Genomic DNA, 14,394 nt, shown 5'->3' with positions numbered 1-14,394 from the left:
ATTCCAAAGTCAATTCAATTTAGATTGACAGAAAATATTTTTCCACCACCATATAGCGCATGTTGATCAGAGACCGCATCGAAAACGCAGCCGATATGCTAACCAGCGGAGAGCGCAAACTTGCTGCAGCTATCCTGTCGGATTACCCATTTGCTGGCCTTTCCTCGATCCAGGAGCTGGCAAAACACGCCGAGGTGTCACCGCCTTCAATCTCACGGTTTGTTACCAAGATTGGACTTGATGGATATCAGGATTTCCAACGTGATCTTATCGCGGAATTGAAAGAAGGGCACCGCTCGCCGGTTCAACTCCACCAGGCGGAACGGCCCGTTCATGGGGGATATCTGAAGGACTTTATTTCCAAATCGGCCAGCCAGATGGCCATGGCGGCTGATGCGATCACCGAAGATCAGTTTAACCAGATCTGCGCCCTTCTGACCGACCCGAAACGCAGCGTTTACGTGCTGGGTGGCCGGATCAGCGATACGATCGCCAAGCATCTTTCGTTCCACCTGCGTCAGATCCGCAAGGATGTGTTTCATCTGCCTGATACGCCTGAAGGCTGGCCAGAATATCTGTTGCGGATGCGGCCCGGGGATATCCTTTATGCTGTTGATTTTCGCCGCTACCAACCGGCGCTGGAGCAGCTGTCGCTTGTTGCCTCACGCGATCGGAATGCCCGTGTGATCCTGATGACGGACAAATGGATTTCACCGATTGCCAAACACGCCCATGAGGTCATGCCGGTGCCAATTGATAGCGGCACCTTGTGGGATACTTACTCGGCGGCACTCTCGGTGACCGAGGCCATCGTGACGCGGATTGCCGAGGACAACTGGGAACAGACCCGAGACCGCATCAAGGCCTGGGATGCTTTGCGCTTTACTCAAGAGGAAAATGAAAAATGACCCTGCCGCTAATTTTTGCTGCCATATCCGATGTTGCCGGAAAGGTGCGCGGCAAAGCCTTTCCCGCTGATCAGTTGGAAAAACGGCTGGTGCGGGGGGTCGGCTGGACCCCTACCAATGTGCAGATCACCTGTTTCGACATAATCGCTGACAGCCCGTTCGGCGCACTAGGTGATTTGCTTTTGATTCCCGATGCAAACGCAGAGGCCCGGGCGACATTTGGAGATGTGACCGAGCATTTCCTGATGGGCGATGTCGTCACGCTTGACGGGGATCCTTGGGCCTTTTGTACGCGCGCTATCCTCAAATCCGCGCTGAAGCGCCTGCATGATGTGGCGGGCGTTCATCTGATCTCGGCGTTCGAGCACGAGTTTCAACTGAAAAGCCCACCGGCGGTGGAAAACCAGGGATACGGACGCGAAGGGTTCGAGATTCAGCGGAAGCTTTGCGAAGTGCTGATGGCGACACTCGCCGAAAACGGGCTCGAGCCAGACAGTATCATGAAGGAATTCGGCCCCAATCAATACGAGGTCGTTATCGGCCCTGCCAAAGGTGTGCGCTCGGCAGATGCGGCAGTAATCCTGCGCGAGCTTACTCGCTCGGCAGCGCGTCACCTGGGTGAGGCTGCAACCTTTACGCCAATCCGCGATGTGGCGAGCGTCGGCAATGGCGTTCATATCCACATGAGCTTTGTCGACGATGCCGGTGAGCCGGTCACATTTGATGCAAGCGGCCCCTGCGGGATGTCCAGACTTACTGATGGGTTCGCTGCTGGCGTGCTAAAATACCTTCCTAACATTTTAGCGCTGACAGCACCGTCTGTCGTGTCATACGAACGCCTTACTCCGCACCGGTGGTCGGCTGCGTATAACAATCTCGGGTTCCGAGACCGCGAGGCCTCGTTAAGGGTCTGCCCTGTGACGGCAAAGGACCCCGCTTCAATCGCCAGACAATTCAACATTGAATACCGCGCGGCGGATGCAGCGGCGTCGCCTTACCTGGCTTTGGCCGCTGTTGTACATGCTGGTGTTCAGGGGATCGAAGATGGGCTGAAAGCGCCTGCGCCGACCGAGGAAGACCTGTCACTTCTGTCAGCGGACGATCTCACGGCGCGTGGTTTTGTGCGCCTGCCCGAAACGCTTGAGGCCGCCCTTGAGGCGTTTCAGGCGGATACGACAGTCACCGGTTGGTTCGGACCAGATTTCGCGAGCGTCTACGCCGCCCATAAGGCTGCAGAAATCGACGCGGTAAAAGACATGGACACAGCACAAAAATGCGCCGCGTATGAAGGAACATACTGATGAGCGCGCCCTCTGACAGAGCATTGGTTCCATTTGTCAGCGTCGAAAACATGCGGGCCCTGGTCCATAAGCATGGCCTACGGGACTGCCTTGCAGGATTGGCCAATATGATCGAAGCCGATTTCAAACGCTGGCCGGTATTTGACAAAACACCGCGCGTTGCGTCCCATTCTAAGGCGGGTGTGATTGAACTGATGCCAACCTCTGATGGTGTGGATCACACCTTCAAGTCCGCGAACGGGCACCGATCGAACACCAAGGTCGGCCTGCAAACCCTAACCGCCGTTGGTGTGCTGGCCTCTGTTGATACCGTCTATCCACAGCCCTTTTCTGAAATGACCCTTCTGACGGCGCTTCGCACGGTGGCAACATCGGCGATGGTGACGCGTATACTGGCCCCCAAATCAGCTAAAACCGATGCGAGTATCGGCAACGGGATATTCTGATGCGCAATGACATTTCTGTAGAGTACCCAAAACAGACGCGCATCAAGGGCGATATCCAGCAACTCGACCCGGATCACGCGGTCAACGAACTGTGGCAGGTTCTAACCGGTTCTAAAAAGGGACGAACCTCCGAAGATCAGATCACGGTTTTTGATGGTGTTGGCTTTGTGGTCGAGGATTTCTCGGCCACGCGCTGGCTGCACCAAAAAGCGACTGACGGCGCCCCAAGCGAAATGCTGGATCTGGTTGCCGACCCGCACGACCCCAAGGATCTGCTCGGTATGATAAGACGATGCACACACCGTGCGGTCCAAGCTGCATGAATTTGTGTACTCATACCTTATTGGGGCCGAACGATCCTGCGCCGATTGACGTCGTTAATGCAGATAGCACGTCGGAGATCGTGCTGCTGTGTGAGCATGCAGGCAATGCAGTCCCCGAGATGCTTGGAGATTTGGGAGTCTCCCGCGACGTCATTGAAAGCCACCGCGGCTGGGACATTGGTGCTCAGGATGTAGCGCGCCAGTTGGCTGAACAGTTGAACGCGCCTCTCGTCGTCCAAAATTACTCACGGCTGGTATTTGACTGTAACCGTCCCCCTGACAGCCCCTTGGCGGTCCCTGCGATCAGCGACCAGGTTGAGGTGCCGGGTAACAGCGCGATCACCGAATTGAGCCGGGCCATGCGTGTCGATGAAATCTTTCGACCTATGGATGCAGAGTTGAATCGGCTCTTTGCCAACCGTCCGCGTCGTGCCGCGTTTTCGATCCATTCCTTTACACCGCATCTCGATGGCAAGGACCGGCCTTGGCAGGCAGGCTTTTTAAGCCGCGGAACAGGCGGTGCTGCCAAAGCATTGATGGCACATATCGCGCAGCGCCGCCCTGACATGGCCTTTGCGTTGAACAAGCCCTATCAGATCGAAACTGAGGGCGATTGGTTTATTCCAGCGCATGCAGAACCCCGTGAGCTCGTGCATTGCCTGATTGAAATTCGAAACGATCAAATCCGCGAACAATCGCAAGTCGGGCTGTGGGCGGATCTGCTGGCAGACGCAATCCTTACAGCAGTAGGGGACATTCCCTCATGAGCATCGTCCCCCTTCATACACATCCCGGACGCTTGCGGGCGTCCAACTTTCTCCGGACGGCGGCGGCGGTTGCTGTGCTGCTGGCTGTGGTGCTTGGGCTGACGTTGATTTTTGGACGCACTGGCGAGCGGATTGCTGTACAGATGTGTGTCAATGTGGTCGCTGTAGTGGCCCTTGCGGTTTATTGCGGCAACACGGGCATTGTGTCTTTCGGGCATGGCGCGTTTTTGGCGCTAGGCGCTTATCTGTCAGGCATTCTCACCATGCCTGCTGCTCTTCAACGTTCTGCCCTGCCGGATCTTCCGTCATTTCTGGCAGGCCATGAAGTAACGATCTGGGTGTCGCTGCCGGTGGTCGCCCTTGCGGGACTTGCCTTTGCAGCCCTAACCGGAAGCGCCATCGCTCGGCTTGTGGGTGCGTCTGCCACGATTGCCACGCTTGGCCTGCTGATCATCGCCCATGGCGTGGCCATCGCCGCACGCGAGATCACACGCGGCAGCCAGACGTTTTACGGTGTGCCAAGGGTGACAGACCTGGTTCTGGCCCTCGGCGCGGCCACGGGTGCAATCCTGCTGGCCCGTTGGTATCGCGAAAGCCGTTTGGGTCTGTTTTCCCGCGCGGCCCGTGACGATGAGGATGCCGCAACAGCACTTGGCATCAATGCCCGACGCACAAGATTCATTGCTTGGTGTGCCTCTGGTACCATGGCGACAGTCGCGGGTGCACTTTATGGGCATATGCTGGGGGCATTTTCACCCGCATCCTTCTACCTTGGGCTCGTCTTTGCGCAAGTGGTCATGATGATTGTCGGTGGAATGTCATCGGTTGGCGGCGCAGTGGTCGGGGTGATCGCGGTGACGCTGCTGCAGGACACTGTGCGCCAGTTCGAAGGCGGCTCAACTGTGCTTGGCATCACCTTGCCCGAGGTCTTTGGCCTGACGACGATTGTCCTGGGGCTTGCCATCCTGCTGGTGATCTGGGCGCGACCTCAGGGTCTGGTCGGAGGCTTTGAACTTGGCCCTGGCGCCGATGCAAATCTGCTCGGGCGCCTGAAGCCCCGAGTAACTCCTGCGCGCACGCCCGAGTCCGTCGTCCCAGCCACGCTGAAAGCATCAAACCTGTCAAAAAGTTTCGCAGGCGTCAAAGCCGTAAGAGACGTCAGTTTCGAAGCTCCGACTGGGCGCATCACTGGCCTGATTGGCCCCAACGGTGCTGGCAAGTCCACGCTTGTTAACTTGCTGACACGCGCCTATCAGGCGGACACCGGTTCTGCGCATATGGGCGAGGTTGATTTGACCCGTGTCTCGCATCACAAAGTGCCAGGCTTTGGTGTCTCGCGTAGCTTCCAAAACTTGCGCCTGTTCAGCGGTCTGACAGCCTACGAAAATGTTCTTGTTGCCGCTTTGGCCGCAGGTCACGACCGCAAGACTGCCGCGGCTATCACGCTGCGTGAACTGGATGCCTTTGATCTTGGGGAAGTCGCCGGGTATCGCGCCGACAGCCTGCCATATGGTGCCCGCAAGCGCCTGGAAATCGCCCGCGCTTTGGCACAAGACCCGAAGATTCTTTTACTGGATGAACCGGCCGCTGGCATGAATCCCGGCGAAACAGATGACCTGGCTGATCGGCTGATTAAGGTCGGCAAAACACGCGGCATCGGTGTCCTTCTGATCGATCATGACCTGAGGTTCGTGAACCGCCTGTCGGACTGGATCGTGGTGATGCACCAAGGTGGCGTCATCGCGCAAGGCACGCCTGAAGACGTGCGCGCAAATCCCAAAGTCATCGAGGCTTACATCGGCAAAGGGCGCACAGCCCAAAAAGCAGAAATTAGCGAAACCAACCGAAGTCAACCAACAGAGGTAGCAATAAAATGATACGTAATGCCCTTCTTCTTTCAACAGCAGTTATCACCGGCCTGGCTGGAACAGCGATGGCTGAGAGTTATAAAATCGGCGTAATGTCCGCGCAATCGGGCTATCTGGCCCCCTATGATGGACCCGCCTATGCCGGGTTCCAGTTCTGCATTGACGAAATGAACGCCAAGGGGGGCCTGAACGGCACAACACCGGTTGAGCTGATCGTGCGCGACACCCGGTCTGACATCGCCGAAGGCGTTAAAGTCGTACAGGAAATGATCGATGACGGCGCGCAGTTCATCGTGGCGTCAGCCGATGCCGATCCGACAATCGCCGCGGCCCAGATCACAGCGGCTGACAGCATCCCAACAATGACCTTTGCCGGAACAGCCCCGGTTCTGACGCAAGTCGGTGAACATGTCTTTGGCAGTTACCCTGCGGACAACCAACAGGCCGCCGTACTGGCAGGCCACGCACGCGAGCAAGGGTTCGAACGTGTCTGGCTCGTGAAATCCCCAGACAGTGCCTACACATTGGGTGGGCCCGAGTACTTTGGCGAGGCCTTCACATCGCTTGGTGGTGCCGTTGTCGGGGAAAGCAACTATTCGCTGAACCAGCCGGACTTTTCTGCCATCGTGACGACCATCAAGAATGCGGATACCACCCCGGATGTGATCGTCACATGGGCTTGGGAGCCTGATTTCCCGGCCTTCATCCGTGCGCTGCGCGGTGCCGGGGTTGATACCCAGGTGATGGGAGGTGACGTACTCGATTCACCAACCGTACGCGGCCTTGGTGATGTCGTCACAGGCGTAGCGCATACATCTGGTGGCTTCCCAGACGAAGGCTCTGCCTATGCCGATTTCATCGCTCGATTCTCTGCTGCAAAGGGGATCACGCCTGACAACAATTACTACGTCAATGGCTGCGATATTGCGCATATGATCGAGGATGCTGTCGCAGCGGCTGGCACGACAGACCCTGCTGCCGTGACTGCCGCAATGGCCGGCATTGAGAATGGTGAGGGTATCATGTCCAACTTCACTTTCGCGGGGACCGACCGGATGCCTCTGCGTGATGTTGTGGTCGCGCGGATTACCGATGCAGGCGAAAAAGAGTTTGTCCTGCGCACCTCAGCTGATCCCGCAATCCTGCCACAGCCGTAAGGTCTGAACCCAATGGAAACAGCACTCGATATCCAAGGCTTGCACGTCCGCTATGGCCCAATCCGCGCGGTTCAGGGCATTGACCTGATCGTCCCCAAAGGCGGCATAACGGCGCTTTTAGGGGCCAATGGCGCAGGCAAGACAACGACGGTCATGGCCATCGCAGGTGCTTTGCCCGTGGTATCGGGCGCTGTTTCCCTTTTTGGCAAGGATATGACAGGGGCCAAACCCGACGCCATTGTGCGGGCGGGTGTGGCCATCTCACCGGAAGGACGCCGCGTGTTTGCGCAGCTGACGGTCGAAGAAAATCTTTTGCTGGCCGGATCAATTCTGGGCGACGAGAAGCTCAGCGCCAAACGTTTGGCCGAGATGAAAGAGCGTTTCCCGATCCTGGGCGAACGCCGCCGTCAGATGGCGGGGCTTTTGTCGGGGGGCGAACAACAGATGCTGGCGGTGGGACGTGCCTTGATGAGCGGACCGCGCTTGCTGTTGCTGGACGAACCGTCGCTTGGTCTTGCGCCGCAGGTCGTGGATCAGATTTTCGACATCGTAGAAGAATTGAAAGCCGACGGTATTTCAGTGCTTCTGGTCGAGCAAAACGCGGCTCTTGCCCTGGACATTGCCGATCATGCTGTCGTGCTGGCGAATGGCGCTGTTGCCGCTGCCGGTGCACCGTCGGAACTAGCAAATGACGCGGTCTTGCAATCCGCATATCTGGCGGCTTGAGCGATGGAAGTTCTTCTTCAACAAATGATCAACGCGCTTAGCCTTGGGGGAATTTATGCGATGCTGGCCCTGGGGCTGGCGATTGTGTTCTCTATTGTGCGATTGATCAATTTCGCGCATGGCGAAATCATGACGTTCGGGGGCTATGGCATCTTTCTGGCCATGAGCTTTGGCCTGCCGCCGATCGCCGCTCTTGTTGTCGGGCTTGGCGCTTCTGTGTTCATGGCCATGGCAATGGAGCGTACAGCGTTTCGCGCCATGCGCGGCGCGGATGTCGTTGCACTTTTGATCACATCTTTCGCGGTATCCGAGATCCTCAAAGTTCTGTTCCAGAACGGAATTTCCGCCAGACCCGTCCCGATCTCTTTTCCAGCGTCATGGTCTGGCACCTATCATATCGGCCAGACGACATTTGGCATTATCCCGACCGTATCAATCATCGTAACATTTTCAGCCCTTGCAGGCCTGACATTCGTGTTGCGGCGCACAACGATTGGCATGGCCATGCGCGCCGCTGCCGAAGATATCGAGATGCTCAAACTGCTGGGTATCAAGGCCAACCGGGTCGTTGCTGTGGCTTTTGCCCTGTCAGGGCTACTTGCGGGTATTGCCGCTGTCATCTGGACGGCACAACGCGGGTCAGTGGATCCACTGATGGGATTTTTCCCCGTTCTCAAGGCCTTCATTGCGACCGTACTTGGGGGTTTGGGCAGCTTGGGCGGCGCTGTCCTTGGTGGGTTCATCGTCGGCGGGCTGGAGGTTCTGCTACAGGCTTTCCTGCCAGACAGTCTGGCCCCATACCGGGATGCAATGGTTCTGGCCTCAGTCATCTTGTTGTTGCTGTTACGCCCGGATGGCCTCCTTCCAGCGGCGAATGCCAACAGATCGTAAGGAGCGGTGTTGGCGCATAGTTCATCACTCGCTCGGATTGTTGCCCTCAGAGCGCGATGACAGACAAAGAGTGTGCAAATCGGATTCTGCGGAAATTGAATCTAACTTTCAAAATCAGACATTGGTGCAGCCGCAGCGGAACTGGGCTACGCCGCACAGCCGTTTTTTGGCCAGATACCGACAAGAGTCCGCAATAGATCAGAATTCCTCGATGTTACGGCCAATATTGCATGACCCGCTAGCTCGAAAAGATTCTGGGAAGCTGTCGACGGCTCAAAGTTGCGCGTCGTTCCACAAATTCCAGAGCGTCAGTGAGGTAAAGTTAGTCCTTCACCAGCACTCCAAGGCCTGATGTTTTTCAGCTAGAAAGCTCAGTTCTGCACAGCTTGTCAGATCGAACATATGAGCCTCTGGATTTCGACTGGCCACGCCCGGCAAGTGCAGATCCAAAGATCGTATCGCGTTAATGCCTCGCCTGTTTCAAGGAACAAGATTGACAAGGACCAATGTTCCAGGGGCCCCTGTTATGAATGTTCTTCTGCAGCCGTGGCTGCCAACGCGCGGTTATAGGCCTTTAGCGCATCAATATGGTAGAGCGTACCGACTGGCGTCTCAGCTCCGTCATCACCGCTCACCACCACCGGTATGCAGAGGATTTCGTCTCGGTCGAAGAACGGCATCGCCGCCTCAAGCGTAGCGCTTGCTTGAACAAAAAGACCCTGATCAATCAAAACCTGTGCTTCTTCCCGGGTGATTGAACGTGCATCGCCAAGCGGTCGCATCACTGCGCCTGCGCGCAACATCGCCAGAAGATAGGCCTGTGGCCCCGCGGCCAGATGCACATTGCGCCGTTCCAGTTGGGTCAGGAAGAAGGATCGATCCACGAGGCGCGAAGCCAGCGCCGTGGACATTGAAACCGACACCATCACCGCCAGACCGATCTGCCAATCTCCGGTCAGTTCAAAGACAATCATCGTGGTCGAAATCGGGGCACCAAGCACGGCAGCGGCCACCGCGCCCATCCCGGCAAATGCATAAAGGGTATGGGTACCCGATACATCGGGCAGCAAACCCGTTGCAATCAACCCGAATGCCAACCCGGTTAACGCACCTATCATCAGCGAGGGTGAAAACACACCGCCACCCATACGTCCCCCCATCGTGATCGCAACAGCCACAGTTTTGATGATTGCGAACAGGATGGCGGTTGTCAGAACCAAATCTCCGGCCAGAGCCCGGATCGTGGTTTCGTATCCAACGCCGATGATGTGGGGAAACCAGATCGCGATCAGTCCCAACATTGCGCCTGATACAGCAGGACGCAGCCATCCGGGCAAGGACAGCCGGCTTTGAATGTGATTGCCAATATCTTCTGCAAAGAAGATCGACCGCATCAGAAGCAAGGCCACCAACCCGCAGATCAACCCAAGGATCAGAAACGCGGGCAGCTCGACATAGAATTGCAGGGATCCGGGCGTATCCAGCGTGAATTCGGTCACGTCGCCGTATTCCAGCCGGTTAATCACCGTCCCGGCGACCGAAGCGATAACGATGGGCGCAAAAGCATGCACCGCGAAATGGCGCAGCACCACCTCAAGCGCGAACAGAGCACCGGCAATGGGTGAGTTGAAACTGGCCGAAACCGCCGCCGCCACTGCACATCCCAGCAAATCACGCCCGGTAATTCCGTCGGCATGGATACGATTACTGACCCAGGTCGAGATCACGCCTGCCATATGCACAACCGGCCCTTCTCGACCCGTAGATCCACCTGTGCTGAGCGTAATCAGCGAGGAGAAAAAAGACGCGATACCCGCCTTGCCTTCGACCCGACCATCGGTGAGGGCAGCGCCTTCGATTACATCGGCAACTGAACGCACGCGCCCGTCATCGGTATACCGGTGCAGGATGATGCCAACGATAAGACCGCCGATGATCGGTGTGATCAGGATCAGGAACCAGGGTAGCTTTTCCACATGGCTGTGCAGTAACGAGATATCCCCGGTGTCGTAGACATAGGCCTGCAATGCCTGAATTGCCTTACGAAATCCCAATGCCATAAAGCCTGCGGCAATCCCAATCGCCAGCGCGATGAACCAGAACTGAATTTGGCTGGGCCCGCGCCTGCGCATCACCCGCCACGCGTCCTTCATCGCGGCCAGAGCCTGATTGAGCTGGTTGCGCAGAACGGTGCGGGTTGACTGGGTCATTTGCCCTCGGGGGATCAGAATACACCCCTTACTAAGCCACGGAGGGCACGGTTAAAAGCCGGATCGCGCGTCTGTGAGGGCCTATGCGTCCAGAAGAGCACGGGCAGCGGCGCGCGCTTCGTCCGTGATCGTGTCTCCGGCGACCATCCTGGCGATCTCGTCCACCCGGTCGGCCTGGGCCAAAGGCACCACGGTCGACAGAGTTTGCCCATCGGTCACATGTTTCTGAACACGCCAGTGATAGGCGGCACGTGCGGCGACCTGCGGGGAATGCGTCACGACCAATACCTGCCCGCCCTGTGCCAGCGATGCCAGACGCCTGCCGACGGCGTCCGCAGTCGCGCCGCCAACACCCCTGTCGATCTCATCAAAGATCATCGTGCGCACGCTGTCATCGCCGGTCAGACAGACCTTGAGCGCCAGCAAGAAGCGGCTCAGTTCACCGCCCGAGGCGATTTTGTTTAACGGTCCAGACGGTGCACCGGGGTTGGTGGCAACGGTGAACGCCACAGCATCCGCACCTTCGGGGCCGGGATCGGACGGGGTGATCTCGGTCTGGAACACAGCGCGTTCCATTTTCAGCGGTGCAAGCTCGGCCATCACAGCGGTGTCAAGTTCACCCGCTGCCCGTTGGCGCAGGCTGCTGAGTGCCTCCGCAGCCTTGTGATAAACTGCCTGCGCAGTCTCAACCGCAACGCGCCTGTCGGCCAGATCAGCGTCACCAGCATCCAAACGGTTCAGCCGCTCACGCAAGGTCTCCGCGAACCCGCCCAAGTCGTCCGGGGCAACGTCATGCTTGCGGGCCAACGCACGAATGGCGAAAAGCCGTTCCTCGACTGCCTCCAATTCAGCTGGATTGAAGTCCAGCGCCTGAAGACTGGCATTAACGCCATCTTGCGCCTCGCCCAATTCGACAAGTGCACGCCCCAGTGCGGCAACAGGCTCTTCCAACTGCCCGCCTGCATTATCGGACACGCCTTCCAGCCAGCGCAGAGCATCAGACATCGCGCCCTCGGCCCCATCACTGCCAAGCAAGTCATAGGCACGGGCGACGTCATCGCGAATCCGCTCTGCCCCCTGCATCATGCGGCGCCTTGCATCCAGTTCGGCATCCTCGCCGGGCTGCGGATCAAGCTTATCAAGCTCAGTGACCGCATGGCGCAGAAATTCTTCCTCTGCCCGCATGGCAGCCAAGGCAGATTCGACCTCAGACAAAAGCTTGCGCGCACGCGACATCTCGGACCATGCAGAGCGCACAGTGGCCAGTTGCCCCCCTGCCCCGGCAAAATCATCCAGCATCGCGCGGTGGCCACGTGGGTTCAGCAGGCCGCGATCATCGTGCTGGCCATGCAGTTCCACCAGGGTTTCCGACAAGGCCCGCAGCACCTCGCCCGAGCAACGCCGGTCATTGACCCATGCGGTTTTCCGGCCCTCGGCTGTGTTCACGCGGCGCAGGATCAGCTCTTCGCCTCCGGGCAATCCGGCTTCGGCCAAAATCGCATGTGCGGGGTGTTTTTCGTGCAGCTCGAACTCGGCCACAACTTCGCCCTGAGCGGCCCCCTGACGCACCAGCTCTGCCCGCCCGCGCCAGCCCAGAACGAACCCAAGCGAATCCAGTAGGATCGACTTGCCCGCGCCGGTCTCGCCGGTCAACGCGTTCAATCCCGGCTGGAACGTCAGTTCCAACCGGTCGATGATCAGCATATCGCGGATATCAAGGGCGCGCAGCATCGGGTCTCAGCGTCCCACGCCTTTTGCCATGACGATTACAACCACTGACCTTTGACGGTCTGGCGATAAATCGTGCTGAGCCAGTTGTTGCCGCGGCTTTTGAGTTTCAGCCCGCGAGAGGTCAGCAGCTTATAGCCAGCGTCATACCATTCCGAGGATTGGTAGTTGTAACCCAGAATTGCACCGGCCGATTGCGCCTCATCCACCAGACCCAGCGAGAGATATGCCTCGATCAGGCGATAGAGCGCTTCGGCGGTGTGCGAAGTTGTCTGAAAATCCTCTACCACAACGCGGAACCGGTTGATCGCGGCAGTATAGTGATCCTGACGCAGATAATAACGTCCGATCTCCATTTCTTTGCCAGCCAGATGGTCAAAGGCCAGATCGAATTTCAGCACGGCGGAGGTGGCATATTCGCTGTCCGGATAGACCTCGATCACCGTGCGCAATGACTGAAGCGCCTGGAACGTCAGGCCCTGATCGCGGCCCACCTCGTCAATCTGGTCGTAATAGCTGAGTGCCAACAGATATTGGGCATAGGCCGCATCTTCGTCGGTTGGATAGAAATCTATATAGCGCTGTGCTGCTGCACGGCTTTCTTCGTAATTCTCATCTGCATGGTACGAAAACGCCTGCATGATCAGCGCGCGCTTTGCCCAGTCAGAGTAAGGGTAAAGACGTTCAACCTCGGAGAAGTACCACGCCGCATCGTCGGAACGATTCTCCGACAGCTCAAATTCCCCACGCGTGAAAATCTGTTCGGGGGTGAACCCTTCTAGGTTCTGATTGCGGTCAGCGCCCCCGCTGTTGCACGCTGTCAAAACTGCTGTCAGAAGTACCGCCCCTGCGAATCTGACCGCCGCTTTGGTGCCTATCATTCCGCCAATCCTTGTCGTCTTGCTTAATGGGAATACCCCGGTTTGGGCCTTGGTCTAGCACATAAAATTCCAGTGCAAAACGCCTTAGTAGGCCCTTTGGCGGATTTGTCAGCAGAGTGGAACCAATCAGGCGACTTCGGGGATTTCGTCCCAGACCAGACCCTGTCCGGGCAGACGCGCGGCCTGTTCGGGGGTACACAGGATCGGACGCACAGCACCGGGCGTTTCAAACAGCTTGCGCAGCAGCGTGTTTGTCATCGCATGACCAGACTTGTCGCCGGTGAAATGACCCAGAATCGGTCCACCCGCCAAATACAAATCACCCAGAGCATCTAGCATCTTGTGACGCACTGCCTCGTCTGCGTGGCGAAGGCCACCCGGGGTCAGAACTTCGTCGCCCTGAACGACCACAGCATTTTCAAGCGTGCCGCCAAGAGCCAAGCCGTTCTCGCGCATTGCTTCGACGTCGGTACGACGGCAGAATGTCCGGCAATCACTAAGCTCGCGTGCAAAAGAGCCATTGCACATATCCAGCGTCTTAGTCTGACGACCAATGGCGCTGTCTTCAAAATCGATATGAAAATCGATAATCAAACCGTCCGCAGGCGCAATCGAAGCACTGGCACCCTCACGGGTTGCGGTCACAGGTTTAAGAACCTCATAGGCCAGGACCGGGCTTGCCTGACGACGCACGCCTTTCAACATGATGCCACGAACGAATTCAATCGAAGACCCGTCCATGATCGGCACCTCGGGGCCATCAATCTCGATCAGCGCATTGTGGACACCGCATCCAGCCAAAGCTGCCATGATATGCTCGACGGTGGAAACCGTAACGCCCGCTTCATTGACCAGTCGGGTACAAAGCGGGGTACGATCGACCACATCGTAGATTGCAGGGATCAACGCATTGCCCAGCTCGATATCCGTCCGTTTGAACCAGATGCCGTGGCCAGCAGCAGCCGGCTTCAGGATCATCGTCGCAGGCTTACCGCTGTGCAGCCCGAGGCCTGTAAACGTGATCGGAGATTTGAGCGTATGTTGCAAGTGTGACCTCGGTGAGTGGCGTCCGACCTGTGATGGCCGTGTTGGCATTCAACTAAGGAAGCAGGTCAAAAGGCTCAACTCACTCTTTGCAACCGAATGAAACATGAATGTGACAGGTCGGCAAAACCCTGCTCACATAGG

11 protein-coding genes and 1 pseudogene are annotated in these 14,394 nt (G+C 57.4%); 8 read left to right on the top strand and 4 right to left on the bottom strand.

Going from position 1 to position 14,394, the window contains the following annotated elements; all coding sequences use genetic code 11:
• Window positions 1-59 precede the first annotated feature (59 nt).
• From AC2FHW_RS12690 to AC2FHW_RS12655, 8 genes and pseudogenes are all read left to right on the top strand, one after another.
• Window positions 60-908 (top strand): MurR/RpiR family transcriptional regulator, encoded by an 849-nt coding sequence (locus tag AC2FHW_RS12690; RefSeq protein ID WP_142635004.1) that lies wholly within the window; start codon window positions 60-62, stop codon window positions 906-908.
• Window positions 905-2,209 carry a glutamine synthetase family protein gene (locus tag AC2FHW_RS12685; RefSeq protein ID WP_142635006.1) on the top strand — a complete coding sequence of 435 codons (1,305 nt, stop codon included), beginning with the start codon at window positions 905-907 and terminating at the stop codon, window positions 2,207-2,209. The genes AC2FHW_RS12690 and AC2FHW_RS12685 overlap by 4 nt, the downstream gene beginning before the upstream one ends.
• Window positions 2,209-2,978: pseudogene (locus tag AC2FHW_RS12680) on the top strand (Rossmann-fold NAD(P)-binding domain-containing protein). The gene AC2FHW_RS12685 and the pseudogene AC2FHW_RS12680 overlap by 1 nt, the downstream one beginning before the upstream one ends.
• Window positions 2,975-3,745 (top strand): N-formylglutamate amidohydrolase, encoded by a 771-nt coding sequence (locus tag AC2FHW_RS12675; protein ID WP_185956628.1) that lies wholly within the window; start codon window positions 2,975-2,977, stop codon window positions 3,743-3,745. The pseudogene AC2FHW_RS12680 and the gene AC2FHW_RS12675 overlap by 4 nt, the downstream one beginning before the upstream one ends.
• Window positions 3,742-5,622 carry a branched-chain amino acid ABC transporter ATP-binding protein/permease gene (locus AC2FHW_RS12670; RefSeq protein ID WP_496822014.1) on the top strand — a complete coding sequence of 627 codons (1,881 nt, stop codon included), beginning with the start codon at window positions 3,742-3,744 and terminating at the stop codon, window positions 5,620-5,622. The genes AC2FHW_RS12675 and AC2FHW_RS12670 overlap by 4 nt, the downstream gene beginning before the upstream one ends.
• Window positions 5,619-6,770 carry an ABC transporter substrate-binding protein gene (locus tag AC2FHW_RS12665; RefSeq protein ID WP_142635012.1) on the top strand — a complete coding sequence of 384 codons (1,152 nt, stop codon included), beginning with the start codon at window positions 5,619-5,621 and terminating at the stop codon, window positions 6,768-6,770. Before AC2FHW_RS12670 ends, AC2FHW_RS12665 begins: the two co-directional genes overlap by 4 nt.
• A 12-nt stretch (window positions 6,771-6,782) precedes the next feature.
• A complete protein-coding gene (locus tag AC2FHW_RS12660) occupies window positions 6,783-7,496 on the top strand; it encodes an ABC transporter ATP-binding protein (protein WP_142635014.1) in 714 nt (237 codons plus the stop codon).
• 3 nt (window positions 7,497-7,499) lie between these two features.
• Window positions 7,500-8,387, top strand: a complete 888-nt coding sequence (locus AC2FHW_RS12655; protein ID WP_142635016.1) for a branched-chain amino acid ABC transporter permease — start codon at window positions 7,500-7,502, stop codon at window positions 8,385-8,387.
• Between the two features lie 524 nt (window positions 8,388-8,911).
• Here the strand turns inward: AC2FHW_RS12655 and AC2FHW_RS12650 are convergent.
• From AC2FHW_RS12650 to lpxC, 4 genes are all read right to left on the bottom strand, one after another.
• The gene (locus tag AC2FHW_RS12650) at window positions 8,912-10,597 is read right to left on the bottom strand and encodes a chloride channel protein (RefSeq protein WP_281972772.1); all 1,686 of its coding nucleotides are present in this window, start codon (window positions 10,595-10,597) and stop codon (window positions 8,912-8,914) included.
• Between the two features lie 81 nt (window positions 10,598-10,678).
• Window positions 10,679-12,328 (bottom strand): DNA repair protein RecN, encoded by a 1,650-nt coding sequence (recN, locus tag AC2FHW_RS12645; RefSeq protein WP_496708092.1) that lies wholly within the window; start codon window positions 12,326-12,328, stop codon window positions 10,679-10,681.
• Between the two features lie 35 nt (window positions 12,329-12,363).
• Window positions 12,364-13,206, bottom strand: a complete 843-nt coding sequence (locus AC2FHW_RS12640; protein ID WP_142635022.1) for an outer membrane protein assembly factor BamD — start codon at window positions 13,204-13,206, stop codon at window positions 12,364-12,366.
• Window positions 13,207-13,332: 126 nt separating this feature from the next.
• Entirely contained in the window at window positions 13,333-14,253 is a 921-nt protein-coding gene (gene lpxC / locus AC2FHW_RS12635; RefSeq protein WP_185956629.1) for a UDP-3-O-acyl-N-acetylglucosamine deacetylase, read from the bottom strand.
• Between the last annotated feature and the right edge of the window lie 141 nt (window positions 14,254-14,394).

The sequence above is a fragment of the Ruegeria sp. YTSA108 genome (genome assembly GCF_059610185.1).
The sequence above is the reverse complement of the archived record's forward strand: the minus strand, read 5'-3'. Positions and strand labels throughout refer to the sequence as shown.

What these genes read in the sequence shown, in the direction of transcription:
- AC2FHW_RS12685 (WP_142635006.1), top strand. Translation starts at nt 905, where the DNA reads ATGACCCTGCCGCTAATTTTTGCTGCCATATCCGATGTTGCCGGAAAG.
- AC2FHW_RS12660 (WP_142635014.1), top strand. Translation starts at nt 6,783, where the DNA reads ATGGAAACAGCACTCGATATCCAAGGCTTGCACGTCCGCTATGGCCCA.
- AC2FHW_RS12650 (WP_281972772.1), bottom strand. Translation starts at nt 10,597, where the DNA reads ATGACCCAGTCAACCCGCACCGTTCTGCGCAACCAGCTCAATCAGGCT.
- AC2FHW_RS12670 (WP_496822014.1), top strand. Translation starts at nt 3,742, where the DNA reads ATGAGCATCGTCCCCCTTCATACACATCCCGGACGCTTGCGGGCGTCC.
- recN (WP_496708092.1), bottom strand. Translation starts at nt 12,328, where the DNA reads ATGCTGCGCGCCCTTGATATCCGCGATATGCTGATCATCGACCGGTTG.
- AC2FHW_RS12655 (WP_142635016.1), top strand. Translation starts at nt 7,500, where the DNA reads ATGGAAGTTCTTCTTCAACAAATGATCAACGCGCTTAGCCTTGGGGGA.
- AC2FHW_RS12640 (WP_142635022.1), bottom strand. Translation starts at nt 13,206, where the DNA reads ATGATAGGCACCAAAGCGGCGGTCAGATTCGCAGGGGCGGTACTTCTG.
- AC2FHW_RS12665 (WP_142635012.1), top strand. Translation starts at nt 5,619, where the DNA reads ATGATACGTAATGCCCTTCTTCTTTCAACAGCAGTTATCACCGGCCTG.
- AC2FHW_RS12675 (WP_185956628.1), top strand. Translation starts at nt 2,975, where the DNA reads ATGAATTTGTGTACTCATACCTTATTGGGGCCGAACGATCCTGCGCCG.
- AC2FHW_RS12690 (WP_142635004.1), top strand. Translation starts at nt 60, where the DNA reads ATGTTGATCAGAGACCGCATCGAAAACGCAGCCGATATGCTAACCAGC.